The sequence below is a fragment of the Pseudomonas sp. 28 E 9 genome (assembly GCF_900004785.1).
Taxonomy (GTDB): Bacteria; Pseudomonadota; Gammaproteobacteria; order Pseudomonadales; family Pseudomonadaceae; genus Aquipseudomonas; species Aquipseudomonas orientalis_A.
On record NZ_CVTK01000057.1, the window covers coordinates 55,311 to 72,077 of the forward strand.

The window sequence follows — 16,767 nt, forward strand, 5'->3', positions numbered from 1 at the left end:
TCTTGCGCGAACTAAGCGACGCTGCAAAACAAATGTGGGAGGGGGCTTGCCCCCGATAGCGGTGTTTCAGTATCAGATGTACTGACTGACACACTGCCATCGGGGGCAAGCCCCCTCCCACATTTTGATTTGTGTATGACTCAGGATTTGCGGGTCAGCGGCTGTGCGCTGAATTTCACACCGGCCAGACCATGGGCGATCAATGCGCGGATATTTCCGTGGTCAGTGCCTTGAGGCGTCGCGACCACCGAACGGTAATGCTCGCCAAACGCCAGCAGCGCTTCCTGATCGCTCAACCCCTCCAGCAACGCCAACCCCAGGGTCTTGCACGAACCTTCGTTCTGGCCGGCGGCATTTTCCACCTCGCCGTTGGTGAAGGCTTGCGGCTGGTAGTCGTAATTTGCGGCAATAAAGGCCAGGGTGTCGGCAAAAGCGTGTTCGCCGCTGTTGAGGCTGGCGCGCAGGGTGTTCAGGTCAGTCATGGGGTTTTCCTTTGGCGAACGCCGCCTGTTGGTCGGCGCTGGCTTCTTGCTGGTATTGGGCTTTCCACTCGGCGTACGGCATGCCGTACACCACTTCACGGGCGTCATCGAGGCTCAGCTCGATCCGACGCTCATCGGCCTCGGCCTTGTACCACTTGGACAGGCAGTTGCGGCAGAAGCCGGCCAGGTTCATCAGGTCGATGTTCTGTACATCCTTGCGGCTGTCCAGGTGGGCTACCAGCCGACGGAAGGCGGCGGCTTCGAGTTCGAGGCGTTGTTGGTCGTTCATAGGGCTCACTTGAGTATCAGCGGCTGGCCGCCAGAGTGATCGAAACCGACTCGGCAAAGCGCAGCGCATGGGGCTTGTCCACTTCGACTTCGGCGTACAGCACCGATTGGTTACTCATCACCAGGTCCAGCAGCTCCTGGGTCAGGCGCTCGAGCAGGGCAAAACGGTTGCCTTCGACGTGGGCGATGATGGCCTTGGTGATGGTGCGGTAGTTCAAGGCATGGTCGATGTCATTATCGCGCACGGCTTCCTGGGCGGCATACAGGATGGTGAGGTTGATCAGCACATCCTGCTTGTTGAGGATTTCGTCCTCGTTGATACCGATAAAGGTGCGCAGGCGCAGGTCCTTGACCCGGATGCGCGCCATGCCTGGTTGAAGTTGTGGCATTGCTACTTGCTCCGTCCAATCAGTTGCAGGAACTCCATGCGCGTGGTGTTCGACTCGCGGAAGGCGCCGAGCATCACCGAGGTGTTCATGGTTGAATTCTGTTTTTCCACGCCGCGCATCATCATGCACATGTGCCTGGCCTCGATCACCACTGCCACGCCCGCGGCCTGGGTCACGTCCAGGATGGCATCGGCGATCTGCCGGGTGAGGTTTTCCTGGATCTGCAGGCGCCGGGCGAACATGTCGACGATGCGCGCCAGCTTCGACAGGCCCAGCACCTTGCCGGTCGGAATATAGGCCACGTGGGCCTTGCCGATAAAGGGCAGCAGGTGATGCTCGCACAGCGAGTACAACTCGATGTCCTTGAGGATCACCATCTCGTCATTGTCAGAGGCGAACAAGGCGCCGTTGACGATTTCCTGCAGGTTCTGCTCATAGCCATGACACAGATACTGCATCGCCTTGGCGGCGCGCTTGGGCGTATCAAGCAGGCCTTCGCGTTCGGGGTCTTCACCCAGGCCCTTGAGGATCTCGCGGTAATGGTGGGGCAGGGACAAAGTCATACAACATCCTCACAAACGGCTTACTTGATGTGCCGCCCGCCGTTGACGGTCAGGGTGGTCCCGGTGACATAGGGGTTGTCCAGCAGGTAACGCACACTCTGGTAGATCACTTGCGGCCCGGGCTCGATGCCCAGTGCCGACTTGGCCAGGACCCTGTCGCGATAGGCCGCGTCGTCGCCTTCATTGAACATCACCATGGCCGGCGCGATGCCGTTGACCTTGATCAACGGCGCGAACTGCGCGGCAAACGACAGCGTGAGGCTGTCGAGCCCGGCCTTGGTGGCGCAATAGGCGATGTGCTGACGGCTGCCCTTGCGCACCACATCGTCGCTGATATGGATGATGTCGGCGGGTGTCGAGCGTTGCAGCAGAGGTGAACAATGCAGGTTGATCAGGTACGGCGCAAGCATGTGCACGCTGAACATGTCGATAAAGGCGCGGCTTTCATCGCCCGGGGTCTCTGCGACCCAGGCCGAGGCATTGTGGATAATCGCGCGCAGTGCGTCGGTGTGTGTCTTCAGCTCGGTGATGAACGCCAGGATTCCCGCTTCGCTGGAAAAATCCGCAAACAGCCCGACCGCGCCGCGTTCGCGCAGTTGCTGCACACCTGGACGTTCGCTGCGGTAGCTGAACATCACCGGGTGCCCTTCGTCCAGCAGGCGCTCGGCGCAATACAGGCCGACACGCTGGCCGGCGCCGGTGATCAGGATCGGGGCGTTTGTTGCAGTCATGGGAGGCTCGCGTCGCTGGCAGATGCGAACTATACCAGCGACCCGTCTCCCCTGTACTCAGGCGGCGGCTTCGCCGGTCTTGCGGGGCGGCGTCGGATGCAGCCAGTGCGCCAGCAGGTGAGTCGATAACGGGATAAAGAAGTAAACCATCAGCGGTGTGAGCGCCAAGGTGCTGACCAGCACCCGGCTGAACAGGTCCAGCTCGCCGAGCAAGGGGCCCAGGCCGAAGTTGAACAACAGCGACACCGGAAAAAACGCCAGCCAGATCGCCACCGCCTGTTTCCAGCGCGGCGGGCGCGCGCCCACGGCACCGAACCAGCCATCGATGCCGCTCACGCGATGTTCGGACGGGTTGGCGAACAGCTCGCTGCCACGGCTCAGCCAGGCACTGCGCGACGCGGAAAACTCCCAGGCATGCAGGGTCTTTTCATCGGCGAAGCGGAAGATGATCTGGAATTCATCATCATGGGGTGGCGGTGCGAGCACGCCGGAGCCCAGGTACCCGGGAAAGTCGGTGGCCAATTGCTCGCCTTCGCGCAGCCAGGCCATCAGTTCTTCGTAGCGACCTTTGGCCACACGGCGCGCAACCATCAAGGTGACGGGGGAGGCAGACATTGTGTATCTCCAGATAAACGGGTGCGCTTGACCGGGTAGGCGGCGCACGAGCGCAGCGGCGGGTATTGCCACTGCGCTGAAAAAACAGGCAAGGATTATTCCTGTTTTGAGAAAATACGCCAGTGACATTGGTCCGAAGTCCAGCGCCCTTGAAAAAGACAGGTTTAAATGCGTTAAATGAGGTTCCATTCCTGGTGGCTTTTGTCAGAAATAACGTGATTACTGCACCGATTGATAACACTTTGCAGCTTGAATCGATTCATTCGGAGCACCTGTTCCCTATTCGGGAAGTGGCAAGATTGACAGGCGTCAATCCGGTCACTCTGCGGGCGTGGGAGCGGCGCTACGGGCTGATCCGACCCGTGCGCACCGAAAGCGGGCGCCGCCTTTACTCCAGGGGCGATATCGAGACGGTCAATCGTATTCTCGAATGGACTGAACGTGGCGTCGCGGTGAGCAAGGTAGGCAAACTTCTGGCCCGTGACGCTCAACAGGCCGACGCGCTGCGCGCCGAGCGCGACGCGGTTGCAGACAGCGAGTGGCCGCAGTGGCGGGCTCGGCTGCTGCAGGCCATCAGTGCTTTCGATGATCGCCAGCTGGAAAGCGTGTACGGCCAGATTTTCTCTACCTATCCCTTGAACGTCGCGTTCCAGGACATCCTGATGCCGCTGTGGAACGACTTGCTGCGCCATCAGGGCGGTTTCGGCCAGGCCAGCGAGTGGCTGTTTTTCGACGCGTTCCTGCGCGTGCAGACGCTCCTGCGTCTACAGATAGCCAGCGCATCGGCGGCCCCCCGCGTGTTACTCAGCGCCATGCCGGGTGAGTGCCGAAAGCTGGAGCTTTTGGTGGCGGCGCTGCTGATGAGCGGGGAGGATTTGACCGTGAAGGTGCTGGGCCTGGGTCAGCCGGTCGAGGAGTTGACCCTGGTCTGTGAAAAGATCCGCCCCCAGGCGATGGTCATTTTCTCCAACCACGCACACAAGCAGGACCTGGAAGCGCGCTTGAACCGGCTGGCATTGACCCTCAACTGCCCGCTGTTTCTGGCAGGTGCTGCATCGGACCTGTTGCAGGCCGATCTGGCCGGTACTTCCATTGGTTGCCTGGGCAGCGAAGGACGCCAGATGCAGCAGCGTCTGCAGCAGTTTCTCAGTGGCGGCCCGGATACCTGATCTCAGGCATGTACCTGCGGATGCACCAGACGATGCTGGTGCAGGATGAACTGGCGCAGGCGCTCGATTTCATCCGCGTCACTCTGATTCAGGCGGTAGGCGAACAATCCCCGGGCGGTTTCCCGCTCCAGCGTACCGCGCAGCGCAATGCGTTCGTAACCGGACGGGCTGAACCACAACGAGAAGGTTTTCGGCGGTCTGGCTCGGCCACGTCCTTCTACCAGCACACCTTTGAATGACACTTCATGCACCCACAGGGCGCTGGCGTAGCCCTTGCTGTTCTCCAGGGCCACCGGCTCTTCAAGGACCAGGCGCCATGGGCGAACCATCGGCCCGTCTTCAAAAATACTCGGCACGCCCAACCGAAGATGCACCGCATGAAATTCATCCTCTACCAGATGCAGAGGGAAGGTCAGTTGCTGATTGTCGAACTGCGCCTGGAGGGTGACTTGATCATGAGCGGCCAGCCGGGTCAGCAGATCGCGAATCTGTGCACCGCCATTGACCGTCAGGCTCGACCCTGCGTCCCGCAGGTTGAGCTGCGGGTTGTGCTGCATGTTCTGGATAAAATCCAGCTCGTCCTGAGTCAATAGAGCATCGCGGCGCATTGATATAGCTCAACGGTTGGGCATTAAAAGGCCATTATCGCTCTAAAGAACGCACTTTTTACAGCTTGTTAACGCCGCTCGTTGACTTGAGCGCCGCCAGCTCGGCTTTAAGCTCGGCTACCTGGGCTTCAAGCTGAGCCACGCGTTGCTGTGCCTTGACCTGGGTGGTGACGTCTTTTTGCACGCCGACGAAATAGGTCTGCTGGTCGGAGGCGTTGTACACCGTGGATACCGAGAGTTCGTTCCAGAAGTGCGTGCCGTCCTTGCGGTAGTTGCGCACGATCTCGCGGCAGGTGCCGCCACTGTCGAGCGCCTCGCGGATCGCCATCAGGGCCGGCTGGTCGCGATCGCCCGACTGCAGGAAACGGCAGTCCTGATAGAGAATCTCGTCCAGGGTATAGCCGGTCAGACGTTCGAACGCGGGGTTGACGTAGATCAGCGGCTTCTCGTCGCCCTCGCGTTCGGCAACGACGATGCCGTCGTTGGAAGCGTTGACAACCATCTGCAGCAACTTGGGGTTAATCATTGAGCGTTCCATGGCGTGTTCCGATGGTGCAAGTTTATGGCAAATTCTGAATGTTGCACGGCAGGCACTGAAACCCTGGTGCAGCTGCTAATATCCTACGCTTTCGTTCAATGACAGGATCAGATTGATGAAAGTCGCCATCCTTTCCGGCTCGGTCTACGGCACGGCAGAAGAAGTCGCCCGCCACGCCCGGGACATCCTCAACGCAGCGGGTTTTGAAGCCTGGCACGATCCGCGCGCCACGCTGGCGCAGGTGCAGGCTTTCGCCCCCGAGGCGTTCCTGGCGGTCACATCGACCACCGGCATGGGCGAATTACCCGACAACCTGCAGCCGCTGTATTCGAGTATTCGCGACCAACTGCCTGCTGCCTGGCGCGGCCTGCCCGGTGCGGTCATTGGCCTGGGCGACGCCAGCTACGGCGACACCTTCTGCGGCGGCGGCGAGCAACTGCGCGAATTGTTCGGCGAGTTGGGCGTACGCGAAGTGCTGCCGATGCTGCGCCTGGATGCCAGCGAAAGCGTGACCCCGGAGAGCGACGCCGAGCCGTGGCTGGCCGAGTTTGTGACTGCCCTGCAGCCGTAGCAAACGGGCGCGTCGTCTGGGGGCGCACTGGTCGGCGTGTGTTTATTGACGGCGCTTCTCTGACACCGATTTGTACTATTCTCTTGGCTGACTCGCTCAGTCATCAAGCTGGCTGCGAAGGCAACTCCGCAAGCCAGGGCGTCTGACTAGACTGGCCCATCACTTAAAAAATAATAATAAGTGCGCCAAGGAGGTCAACATCGTGAGTCTAGCCCCGGTTTCATCGTCAAAGGCGATGGTGGCAGCTGTCACAAAAAGTGCCCAAGGTATGAGCGCAGCACTGGCTTGGCCGGCGCTGCTGCGCAGATTGGATCACCAGGACCTCGGGTATAAAAGCTGATGCCACTTGCAGAAATTCCGCTCAGCGTCTGGCGCAAGCGCGGCCAGGACTTCGTCTTTCGCGGCCAGTCCATTCGTTACTGGGTGGCCGGGCAGGGCGAACCGCTGCTGCTGCTTCATGGCTTTCCCACGGCCAGTTGGGATTGGCATTACCTGTGGCAGCCCCTGGCCCAGCGCAATCTGGTGATTGCCTGCGACATGCTCGGCTTTGGCGACTCGGCCAAACCGCTGGAGCATGGTTATTGCCTGCTGGAGCAAGCGGACCTGCAACAGGCGCTGCTTGAGCATCTGGGGGTGACGAAACCGGTGCACGTGTTGGCCCATGACTATGGCGACAGCGTGGCCCAGGAACTGCTGGCCCGGCATTATGAAGGCCGGTTCCAGATGGCCAGTTGTGTGTTTCTCAACGGTGGGCTGTTCCCTGAAACCCACCGTGCAACCTTGGTGCAGAAATTGTTGCTCAGCCCCTTGGGCTGGATGATTGGCCGAGCCTCGGGAAGAGGCGGCCTGGCCAACAGTTTCAACCAGATCTTTGGCCCACGGACGCGGCCAAGCGAAAGCGCCCTGGATGATTTCTGGAGCCTGATCGAACGCAATGATGGCACGCGCATCCTGCACAAGCTGATCGGCTATATCCCTCAGCGCCGTCGCCTGCGCGATCGCTGGGTGGCGGCGATGCAACGCGACGACGTGCCGTTGCGCGTCATCGACGGTGAGGTCGATCCCATTTCCGGCGCGCACATGGTGGAGCGCTACCACCAGCTGGTGCCGCATGCCGATACGGTATCGCTGGCCGGCATCGGCCATTACCCGCAGATCGAGGCGCCGGTCCAGGTGCTCAGGCATTACCAGGCGTTTCGTGAGCATATTGGCCAGCAGTCGGTGCGTGCGGCTTGTTCCTGAGTCTGGCACTTGCCCCAAGGCATCATCCCGCTGCCTTATCGAGCACCATTCAGCGCCGGCCGTATTTATTGTGACCAAAGGCGCTGTGCCCGACACTCTGGCCATTGCCATTGTCGTCAGAGGAGTTGGGTATGAATCAGTCAGTGCAGTTGCAGGATAAGGTCGTGATCGTTACCGGTGCCGGCGGCGGATTGGGCCGGGCCCATGCGCTGCTGTTCGCCCGCCACGGCGCCAAGGTGCTGGTCAATGATCTCGGTGGTTCGACCCAGGGCGAAGGCGCCAATGCCTCGGCCGCCGACCGCGTGGTGGCTGAAATCCGCGAAGCCGGCGGCACTGCCCAAGCCAACCATGATTCCGTCACCGACGGCGACAAAATCGTGCAGAACGCGTTGGACGCGTTCGGCCGTATCGATGTGGTGGTGAACAACGCCGGCATCCTGCGTGACAAGACCTTCCACAAAATGGACGACAGCGATTGGGACCTGGTTTACCGGGTGCATGTCGAAGGCGCCTACAAAGTCACGCGCGCCGCCTGGCCGCATCTGCGCGAGCAGGGTTATGGCCGGGTGATCTTCACCGCGTCCACCTCGGGCATCTACGGCAACTTCGGCCAGTCCAACTACGGCATGGCCAAGCTCGGCCTGTACGGCTTGACCCGAACCCTGGCGCTGGAAGGGCGCAAGCACAACATCCTGGTCAACGCGATTGCCCCCACCGGCGGCACGCGCATGACCGAAGGGCTGATCCCGCCGCAGGTGTTCGAGCGCCTCAAGCCGGAACTGGTCAGCCCGTTGGTGGTGTACCTGGGCAGCGAAGCCTGCCAGGAAACCTCGGGCCTGTTCGAGGTCGGCGGCGGCTGGATCGGCAAGACCCGTTGGGAGCGCAGCCTGGGCGTGGGTTTCGATCCCGAAGCGGGCTTTTCGCCGGATGACGTGGCGGCGCACTGGCAGCAAATCTGCGACTTCGAAGGCGCCGCGCACCCCAGCGACAACATCGAGGCGTTGAAAGAGATGATGGCCAACTTGCAGAAGTTCAGCCTCTGATCGTTGCCATAAAATCAGTGAATCCCACGGGGCGCCGACAGCGCCCCGTTTTTATTCCAGGCATAAAAAAGGCCGCTGCACAGGCAGCGGCCGAAGTAAGACGTTGGATCAAGGAGCGATAAATCAACGTCAGTGAACACGGGTAACAGATTGAAAAGAGTGACAATCCGTTGGATTCAAGCTTTTCTCCCCAACTCGGGAGCGGGCTGTTTGCCCTGAAAGCGAGGTAAGAATAATCGGTTGTAACAGAATGAGTAATAGCAGTTCAGGACAAGGACTGTTACCAAAACGGCAACAATTACGCGCTCGCCATCGATTCCTCTGATAAGCCACCATCCATCCAATCCATGACCCGCGCCGAAACCCCGGTCGGCGCGGCTCGTCATCCTTTCGAGCGACAACACGAATACCTCCTTGGTGCGCTTATCGCTCTTCATGGGCGGCAGTAGGGTGGGGCCTTCTGTCACTCACCGGGGAAGACGCATGACAAAAACAACAATGCGCGCCATCTTCACGCCACAGGCGCTGGCCGCTGCGGTTGCCGTGGGCTGCTGTGCCCAGGCACAGGCTGTTTCGTTCAACATTGGCGAGATCGAAGGGCAATTCGATTCCTCGCTGTCGGTCGGTGCGAGCTGGGGCATGCGCGATGCCGACCGAAGCCTGGTCGGCACCGTCAATGGCGGCACGGGCCAGGCGTCCACCGGGGATGACGGGCGTCTGAACTTCAAGAAGGGCGAAACCTTCTCCAAAATCTTCAAGGGCCTGCACGACCTTGAACTCAAATACGGCGACACCGGTGTGTTCGTGCGCGGCAAATACTGGTACGACTTCGAGCTCAAGGACGAAGACCGCGAGTTCAAGCCGATCAGCGACCACAACCGCAAGGAAGGCGCCAAATCCAGCGGTGCGCAGATCCTCGACGCGTTCGTCTACCACAACTACTCCCTGGGCGACCTGCCCGGCACCGTGCGCGCCGGCAAGCAGGTGGTCAGTTGGGGCGAAAGTACCTTCATCGGCAACTCCATCAACAGCATCAACCCGATCGACGTGTCGGCGTTCCGTCGTCCAGGCGCCGAGATCAAGGAAGGCTTGATTCCGGTGAACATGCTGTTTGCCTCCCAGAGCCTGACCAATCAGCTGACCGTGGAAGGTTTCTACCAACTGGAATGGGACCAGACTGTGCTGGACAACTGCGGCACCTTCTTTGGCGGTGACGTCGCGGCGGATGGCTGCACCGGTAACTACACGGTGGGCAGCCCGGGGATTGCACCGCTGCAACCCATCGCGGCGGCACGCGGCCAAGGTTTTGTGGTGACCCGCGAAGGCGTGGTGGTGCAGCGCGCCGCGGACCGTGATGCGCGCGACTCCGGCCAGTTCGGTGCGGCCTTGCGCTGGCTGGGTGACGACACCGAATACGGCCTGTACTTCATGAATTACCACAGCCGCACCCCGACCGTGGGCACGATTACCGCCAATACCAACCTTGCGACCATCGGCGCCATTGGTGCCGCCGCCCCGCCGGGCCTGGGCGGGGCGCTGGCCCAGAGCACCATGCTCGGCCGTGGCCGGTACTACCTGGATTACCCGGAAGATATCCGCTTGTTCGGCGCCAGCTTCTCCACCACCTTGCCCACCGGCACGGCGTGGACCGGCGAAATCAGCTATCGACCCAATGCGCCCGTGCAGCTCAACACCACCGATCTGACCCTGGCGCTGGTCAATCCGATTGCCGGCAATACCGCGTCACCCATCCGCAGTTCGTTTGGCGCCGACAACAAAGGTTACCGCCGCAAGGAAATCACCCAGATCCAAAGCACCATGACCCAGTTCTTCGACCAGGTGCTGGGCGCCGAGCGCCTGACCCTGGTGGGCGAAGCGGCCGTGGTGCATGTCGCCGGCCTGGAAGACAAAACCAGACTGCGTTATGGCCGCGACTCGGTGTACGGCGCCTATGGGTTCCAGGGTGACACCGACGGTTTCGTCACCTCCACCTCCTGGGGCTACCGCGCACGGGCAATCCTTGACTACAACAACGCGATTGCCGGGGTGAACCTCAAGCCCAACCTGTCCTGGTCCCATGACGTCGCCGGCTACGGCCCCAACGGGATTTTCAACAAAGGCGCCAAGGCCATCAGCGTCGGCGTGGACGCGGACTACCGCAGCACCTACACCGCCAGCCTCAGCTACACCGACTTCTTTGGCGGCGACTACAACACCCTGACCGACCGCGACTTCCTCGCCCTCAGCTTCGGCGTGAACTTCTGATTTGGCTTAAAAGAAGGACAAGAACTTATGCGTAAGACAATTGCAGTGCTGGCCCTGAGTCTATTGGCCGCCCACGTGATGGCAGCGGTATCGCCGCAAGAAGCCGCCCAGCTTGGCACCACGCTTACCCCGGTCGGCGCCGAAAAAGCCGGCAACGCCGATGGCTCGATTCCGGCCTGGACCGGCGGCATCCCGAAAAACGCCGGCACGGTGGACAGCAAGGGCTTTCTCGCCGACCCGTTTGCCGCTGAAAAACCTTTGTTCGTGATCACCGCCGCCACCGTCGACAAGTACAAGGACAAGCTTTCAGACGGCCAGGTGGCGATGTTCAAGCGCTACCCCGAGACCTACAAGATCCCGGTGTACCCGAGCCACCGTACGGTCAACCTGCCGGCCGATATCTACGAGTCGATCAAGCGCAGCGCCCTCAACGTCAAGGCGATCAACGACGGCAACGGTCTGGAAAACTTCACCGGTAACCGTTACTACGCGTTCCCGATCCCGAAAAATGGCGTAGAGGTGCTGTGGAACCACATCACCCGCTACCACGGCGGCAACCTGCGCCGCATCATCACCCAGGCCACGCCCCAGACCAACGGCAGCTACACGCCGATCCGCTTCGAAGAAGAAGTCGCGGTGCCCCAGGCCATCCCCGATATCGACCCGGCCAAGGCGGCCAACGTGCTGAGCTATTTCAAGCAATCGGTCACCGCGCCGGCGCGGCTGGCCGGCAATGTGCTGCTGGTGCACGAAACCCTCGACCAGGTGAAGGAACCGCGCCTGGCCTGGATCTACAACGCCGGCCAGCGTCGTGTACGGCGCGCGCCGCAGGTGTCGTATGACGGGCCGGGCACCGCCTCCGACGGCCTGCGCACCACGGATAACTTCGACATGTTCTCCGGCGCGCCCGATCGCTATGACTGGAAACTGGTGGGCAAGAAGGAGCTGTACATCCCTTACAACAGCTACAAGCTCGACTCGCCCACCCTCAAGTACGACGACATCATCAAGGCCGGGCATATCAACCAGGACCTGACCCGCTATGAGCTGCATCGCGTCTGGGAAGTGGTCGGCACCGTCAAGCCGAGCGAGCGGCACATCTACGCCAAGCGCCACATGTACATCGACGAAGACAGCTGGCAGGTCGCCCTGGTGGACCACTACGACGGTCGCGGCCAACTGTGGCGCGTCGCCGAAGGCCATGCGCAGTTCTATTACGACCACCAGGTGCCGGCCTACACCGTGGAAACCCTCTACGACCTGATTGCCGGGCGCTACCTCGCACTGGGCATGAAGAACGAGGAGAAGAGCAGCTTCGTGTTCGGCTTCGCGGCCAAGGCAGCGGACTACACCCCGGCGGCCCTCAGGTCTGAAGGCGTGCGCTGATTTCGGATGAGAAATGCATTCAAAATGTGGGAGGGGGCTTGCTCCCGATGGGGGAGTGTCAGTCAATGGATGGTTGACTGATACACCCCCATCGGGAGCAAGCCCCCTCCCACATTGGGTTTCGTGCATGTCTTTCAATCATTGTGCTGAATACTTCTTCAACAACCGCCCACCACAGGACTAGGGTTGCATCACAATAAAAAAGCAGGATGCAGCAATGACCGCCCTGACACGCTGCCTGGACCGTCCTGGATTCATGCCTCGGCTGTCCTCCCACCATGTGCTGCGCCCGCGCCTGGCCGCAGCGTTGCTCGCGGCGCCGGCGCGTGTGAAGTTGTTGTGTGCGCCGGCTGGCAGTGGCAAGAGCGCGCTGCTCGCCGAATGTGCACTGCAGGCGCCGCCCGGTTGCCAGGTGTACTGGTTGGCACTCAATGGTGGCGTGGCGTGCCCTGATGATTTTTCCCGGCGCCTGGCCCACAGCCTTGGTTTGCCCTACACCGATGAAGCCACGTTATTGCTGGATCTGGGCCGCTGGCAACCCACGGCGTGGGTGTGCCTGGATGATTTCTGCCGCCTGCCGGCGCCCGAACTGGACGCCTTGCTGGACCGGTTGCTCGCCGCCAGCAGCCCGGTGCTGACCTGGTGGCTCGGCGCGCGACGCCGGCCATCGTGCAATTGGCCGCGGCTGCTGCTCGATGACGAATTGCTGGAGTGCGGCAGCGCTGAACTGGCCTTCAATGCTACGGAAATCCAGGCATTGCTCGGGCCTGGACAGGCTGTCGAGAGCGTCATGCAATTCAGCGCAGGCTGGTGTGCCGGCGCGCGCATCGCGTTACTCAATGACGGCCATGCCGATAAAACCTTGCTCGATTATCTGCAACACGAAGTGTTCAACAGCTTGCCGGCGGAGTTGGCCGAAGCCTGGAGGGTGCTGGCCAATCTGCCGCGCTTCAATGCGGGCCTGTGTGAACATCTGTTCGGCTTTGGTGACGGTGCTCAGTACCTGCGTGAGCTGCAAGCGCTCGGTACGTTTATCCAGCCCTGGGAAGGCAGCACCGATGGGCTGCAGATATTTGCCCCCCTGGCGCGCCTGCTGCGCGAAGAGCCCTGGCCGGCCAAGCGCGCCTGGCACCGGCGCGCCTGCCAGTGGTTCAGCGCCGAGCAGGACTGGCAGGCCGCCTTCGAGCAGGCGCTGCTGGCGCAGGAGTACGAGGCGGCGGTGAGCCTGCTGCAGCACTTTAGTTTCGAAGACTTGTTTCGCGGGCAAAATGCCGTGCTGCTGCTGCGCTTGCATGAGCAGCATGGTGATGAATTGATGCTCGGCTCGGCGCAATTGGTCGGGCTGGTCACGGCGGCACTGCTGTTTGCCGGGCGCTTCGAGCAGGCGGCGGTGTGCATCGACCAGTTGGCTCGATTCGCGCCGCGACCCACGGCGGCGGCGCAGCGTCATCTGGTGGCGCGCTGGCAGGCGCAGGCCGGCTGGCTGCTGCACCTGAGCGGCGATGCCGAGGGTTCCCGCGCGCATTTTCTGGAGGCGCTGCAAGCCCTGCCCGAGAGTGCCTGGACATCGCGCCTGATGTGCCTGTCGGGCCTGACCCAGCAAGCCCTGCTGCGTGGTGAGCTGGATGTCGCCCAAACCTTCAATCGCGAAGCGCTGTGCCTGGCCCGCGCCCACGGTTCGCTGGTGTTGGAGGCCTTGCTGGAGCTGGACCACGCCCAGCTGCTGGAACAGCGCGGCGCGCCTTACCGGGCGCAAAGCCTGCTGGAAAGCGTGCAGGCGATGCTGGCCGAGCAGCGCTTGCAGGCGGGGCCACTGATGGGGCGTATCGCCCTGCGACGCGGGCATCTGGCGTTGCGTCAAGGGCAGGACGCCCTGGCGGGCGAGTGCTTCGAGGCTGGTATGAATATCTGCCTGCACAGCCAGGATAAACGGGTGCTCTACGGGTTTCTCGGGCTGGCGCTGCTGGCCGCCAATCGCGGTGATTACGCCCAGGCGTTTATCCAGCTGCGCGATGCCGAGCGACTGATGCAGCAGCGTCACGTTCCCGTGCTGGTGTACCGCGCGGTACTGTTGTTGGTCAGCGGGCATTTCTGGTTGCAGCAGGGGCGCGCGGAATTGACGGTGGAAGCCGTGCGCCGCGTGTTGCGTCATTTTCACGGACCCTGCGCCAAGCAGGCGCCGCCGGCCACACTGGAATTGATCCCGCGTCTTGAGTACCTGCTGGTGCTGGCCGAGGTCAGGCTGGGTTGCGCCGAACAGCCGCTCGAGCGCCTCGGCGCCTTGCTCGACAGTACCCGGCAACGCGGCATGCTGTGCCTGGAAACCGAGCTGCAGTTGGTGCTGGGCGAGGTGGCCTGGCGCCTGGGAGAGCCGACCCGGGCGCGACTGGCGCTGCAAGCCGGCCTGGCATTGGCGGCGCGTTGCCAGGTGCAGCAGGCGGTGCGCGAGTTGCGTCTGCGTGCACCGGGCTTATTGAGTGAGTTGGGGCTCGAACCGCAAGCGTCGCCCGTCGGCGTCACGCAAAACCCGCTGAGCCAGCGCGAACTGGAAGTGTTGCAGTTGATCGCCCTGGGCAACTCCAATCTGCAAATTGCCGACCGCCTGTATATCTCCCTGCACACGGTCAAGACCCATGCGCGGCGTATCCACAGCAAACTCGGGGTGGAGCGACGCACCCAGGCGGTGGCCAAGGCCAAGACGCTGGGCTTGATGGGCTAGGCGCGAAAGGCCTGGCGATAGTCCCCGGGCGCCGCCCCCATGGCTTGGCGAAAGCGCTGGTTGAAATGACTGGCGCTTGAGAAACCGCACATCGAGGCGATCTCCCCCACGGCCAGGGCGCTGCCGCGCAGCAGGCTCTTCGCACGGGCCAGCCGGCGCGCCAGCAAATACTGGTGGGGCGGCAGGCCGAAGCTTTGGCGGAACATGCGCGCGAAGTGGTACTCCGACAGCGCGCACAGGCCCGCCAGTTGGCCGAGGCTGATGGCGTCCTGCAGGTGCTGGTCGATGTACTCCACCAACCGCCGCCGCTGGTGCGCGGCCAGCCCACCTTTTACCCGCAGCCCGTCACGGGCGCCGACCTGGCTGAGCAGGGTGTGACTGAGCATTTCGTGGGCCAGGCTGCTGGTCAGCAGGCGCTCGCCGGGCTCGTGCCAGTTGAGGGCAATCAACTGGTGGAAGCATCCGGACAGGCGGGCGTCTTCGAGGAAGGTGCCTTCGCGCAATTGCAGCTCGCGGGGTTCGCGGTCGAGCAGGGTGACGCAGCCGAGGGCAAATTGTTCGGGGCTGAAATACACATGGGCCAGGCGGATCTGGCCATTGATCACCCACGCCGATTGATGCTCGGCCGGCAGGATGCACAGTTTGTCCGGACCGCCCTTGACGCCCGGCTGGTCACGGCGAAAAGTGCCGGTGCCGCCGCCGATGTAGCACGACAACGTGTGATGGCTGGGCGCCTGGTAATCCTGGGAATCGTGGTGGTTGCTCCACAATGCTGCGGACAAACCGTCACCGAGCTCGGCGCAGGCTTGCAGGCGTGCGTTGGGCGAGCGGTTAAGGGCTTGAAAGACTTGCAGGGATTCCAGTGCTGGCATGCTGTGTTCTCCGACGTTTTGCATCCTACCGCGCCGTCATGGCGCTGTGAGCCCCGCTTCCTACAAAAGCGCAAGAATGTGCAAGAGAACCGCACGCGGTAAAAGCGACACTGTGGCTCACTTATCGGAGCCCGCTATGAACCTTTCCCTGTATCTACTCACGGTGCTGATCTGGGGCACCACCTGGATCGCGCTCAAATGGCAGTTGGGCGTGGTGGCGATTCCCGTATCGATCGTTTATCGCTTTGGCCTGGCGGCGCTGGTGCTGTTCGTGCTGTTGCTGCTCAGCCGCCGTCTGCAGGTGATGAACCGGCGCGGACACCTGATTTGCCTGGCGCAGGGCCTGTGCCTGTTTTGCGTCAATTTCATGTGTTTTCTCACCGCCAGCCAGTGGATCCCCAGCGGGCTGGTGGCGGTGGTGTTTTCCACGGCGACCTTGTGGAACGCGCTGAATGCCCGGGTGTTTTTCGGTCAGCGGGTCGCACGCAATGTGTTGATGGGCGGCGCGCTTGGGCTGCTGGGCCTGGGCTTTCTGTTCTGGCCGGAGGTGGCCGGGCATACCGCCAGCCCGCAGACCTTGCTCGGCCTGGGCCTGGCCTTGCTGGGCACGATGTGCTTTTCGGCGGGCAATATGCTCTCGAGCTTGCAGCAGAAAGCCGGGCTCAAGCCGTTGACCACCAATGCCTGGGGCATGGCCTATGGTGCGGCGATGCTGGCGGCCTATTGCGCAGTGCGTGGTATTCCGTTCGAGATGGACTGGAGCGCGCGGTATATCGGCGCGCTGTGGTACCTGGTGATCCCGGGCTCGGTAATTGGCTTTACCGCCTACCTGACGCTGGTAGGGCGCATGGGGCCGGAGCGGGCGGCCTATTGCACTGTGTTGTTCCCGGTGGTGGCGCTGAACGTGTCGGCGTTTGCCGAGGGCTATCAGTGGACCGCCCCGGCGCTGGCGGGGTTGGTGCTGGTGATGCTGGGCAATGTGCTGGTGTTTCGCAAACCCCGGCCTGCCACCCCGATTTTGCATGCGAAACAGGTCTGATGTGGGAGGGGGCAAGCCCCTGATAGCCATAGGTATCTACACAATTTTGGTGCGACACCGCACCTGTGGCGAGGGAGCTAACGCGTATCTACCTGACGCTCCGAGGTCCAAATGTGGGAGAGGGCTTGCCCTCGATGGCGGCCTCTGGGCCGACCAGGATGTTGGATTGGACCGAGTACATATCCGTTTCTGCGGTCACGGCTGCTATGGGTTCCGCTTTTACAGCGGCTCACTTTTGAAAAGCGCA

General features: G+C 61.9%; 17 protein-coding genes and 1 pseudogene. 9 read left to right on the top strand and 9 right to left on the bottom strand.

Annotated features, from left to right (window positions below):
• Positions 1-140: 140 nt before the first annotated feature.
• The 6 genes from BFQ00_RS24995 to BFQ00_RS25020 are packed head-to-tail and all read right to left on the bottom strand — an operon-like array spanning position 141 to position 3,068.
• A complete protein-coding gene (locus BFQ00_RS24995; protein ID WP_065935051.1) occupies positions 141-482 on the bottom strand; it encodes a HopJ type III effector protein in 342 nt (113 codons plus the stop codon).
• Positions 475-771 (bottom strand): DUF1244 domain-containing protein, encoded by a 297-nt coding sequence (locus BFQ00_RS25000; RefSeq protein ID WP_065885060.1) that lies wholly within the window; start codon positions 769-771, stop codon positions 475-477. The genes BFQ00_RS24995 and BFQ00_RS25000 overlap by 8 nt, the downstream gene beginning before the upstream one ends.
• A gap of 16 nt (positions 772-787) precedes the next feature.
• Complete coding sequence (gene folX, locus BFQ00_RS25005) at positions 788-1,159, bottom strand: dihydroneopterin triphosphate 2'-epimerase (protein WP_065885061.1); 372 nt, start codon at positions 1,157-1,159, stop codon at positions 788-790.
• 2 nt (positions 1,160-1,161) lie between these two features.
• Positions 1,162-1,722 (bottom strand): GTP cyclohydrolase I FolE, encoded by a 561-nt coding sequence (gene folE, locus BFQ00_RS25010; RefSeq protein WP_065935052.1) that lies wholly within the window; start codon positions 1,720-1,722, stop codon positions 1,162-1,164.
• Between the two features lie 20 nt (positions 1,723-1,742).
• Entirely contained in the window at positions 1,743-2,453 is a 711-nt protein-coding gene (folM, locus tag BFQ00_RS25015; protein WP_065892854.1) for a dihydromonapterin reductase, read from the bottom strand.
• A 57-nt stretch (positions 2,454-2,510) separates the two neighbouring features.
• Positions 2,511-3,068 (bottom strand): antibiotic biosynthesis monooxygenase, encoded by a 558-nt coding sequence (locus BFQ00_RS25020; RefSeq protein ID WP_065935053.1) that lies wholly within the window; start codon positions 3,066-3,068, stop codon positions 2,511-2,513.
• 242 nt (positions 3,069-3,310) lie between these two features.
• Here BFQ00_RS25020 and BFQ00_RS25025 point away from each other — a divergent pair, with 242 nt between their 5' ends.
• Positions 3,311-4,237, top strand: a complete 927-nt coding sequence (locus BFQ00_RS25025) for a MerR family transcriptional regulator (RefSeq protein ID WP_065935243.1) — start codon at positions 3,311-3,313, stop codon at positions 4,235-4,237.
• Positions 4,238-4,239: 2 nt separating this feature from the next.
• On the opposite strand, the gene BFQ00_RS25030 is transcribed toward BFQ00_RS25025, so the two are convergent.
• The gene (locus tag BFQ00_RS25030) at positions 4,240-4,845 is read right to left on the bottom strand and encodes a hypothetical protein (RefSeq protein WP_065935054.1); all 606 of its coding nucleotides are present in this window, start codon (positions 4,843-4,845) and stop codon (positions 4,240-4,242) included.
• Between the two features lie 58 nt (positions 4,846-4,903).
• Positions 4,904-5,371 (bottom strand): PAS domain-containing protein, encoded by a 468-nt coding sequence (locus BFQ00_RS25035; protein WP_065935055.1) that lies wholly within the window; start codon positions 5,369-5,371, stop codon positions 4,904-4,906.
• Between the two features lie 127 nt (positions 5,372-5,498).
• Here BFQ00_RS25035 and BFQ00_RS25040 point away from each other — a divergent pair, with 127 nt between their 5' ends.
• The 7 genes and pseudogenes from BFQ00_RS25040 to BFQ00_RS25070 all read left to right on the top strand — a co-directional run bounded on the left by BFQ00_RS25040 (position 5,499) and on the right by BFQ00_RS25070 (position 14,609).
• On the top strand, positions 5,499-5,954 hold the full coding sequence (locus tag BFQ00_RS25040) for a flavodoxin (protein WP_065892851.1): 456 nt from the start codon (positions 5,499-5,501) through the stop codon (positions 5,952-5,954).
• Between the two features lie 226 nt (positions 5,955-6,180).
• A pseudogene (locus BFQ00_RS30205) lies at positions 6,181-6,294 on the top strand (class II aldolase); the annotation flags it as partial.
• A complete protein-coding gene (locus BFQ00_RS25045; RefSeq protein WP_065935056.1) occupies positions 6,294-7,196 on the top strand; it encodes an alpha/beta fold hydrolase in 903 nt (300 codons plus the stop codon). The pseudogene BFQ00_RS30205 and the gene BFQ00_RS25045, both read left to right, overlap by 1 nt.
• A gap of 131 nt (positions 7,197-7,327) precedes the next feature.
• Positions 7,328-8,239: an SDR family oxidoreductase gene (locus tag BFQ00_RS25050; protein WP_065885069.1), complete on the top strand. Its 912-nt coding sequence runs from the start codon at positions 7,328-7,330 to the stop codon at positions 8,237-8,239.
• Between the two features lie 483 nt (positions 8,240-8,722).
• Positions 8,723-10,504, top strand: coding sequence for a DUF1302 domain-containing protein (locus BFQ00_RS25060; RefSeq protein ID WP_065885071.1), 1,782 nt, complete (start codon positions 8,723-8,725; stop codon positions 10,502-10,504).
• A 27-nt stretch (positions 10,505-10,531) separates the two neighbouring features.
• On the top strand, positions 10,532-11,890 hold the full coding sequence (locus tag BFQ00_RS25065) for a DUF1329 domain-containing protein (protein WP_065935058.1): 1,359 nt from the start codon (positions 10,532-10,534) through the stop codon (positions 11,888-11,890).
• Positions 11,891-12,107: 217 nt separating this feature from the next.
• Positions 12,108-14,609: a LuxR C-terminal-related transcriptional regulator gene (locus tag BFQ00_RS25070; protein WP_065935059.1), complete on the top strand. Its 2,502-nt coding sequence runs from the start codon at positions 12,108-12,110 to the stop codon at positions 14,607-14,609.
• Here the strand turns inward: BFQ00_RS25070 and BFQ00_RS25075 are convergent.
• Complete coding sequence (locus BFQ00_RS25075) at positions 14,606-15,481, bottom strand: helix-turn-helix domain-containing protein (RefSeq protein ID WP_065935244.1); 876 nt, start codon at positions 15,479-15,481, stop codon at positions 14,606-14,608. The two genes, BFQ00_RS25070 and BFQ00_RS25075, sit on opposite strands and share 4 nt — an antisense overlap.
• A 136-nt stretch (positions 15,482-15,617) precedes the next feature.
• Here BFQ00_RS25075 and BFQ00_RS25080 point away from each other — a divergent pair, with 136 nt between their 5' ends.
• Entirely contained in the window at positions 15,618-16,520 is a 903-nt protein-coding gene (locus tag BFQ00_RS25080; RefSeq protein WP_065885074.1) for a DMT family transporter, read from the top strand.
• Positions 16,521-16,767: the final 247 nt, after the last annotated feature.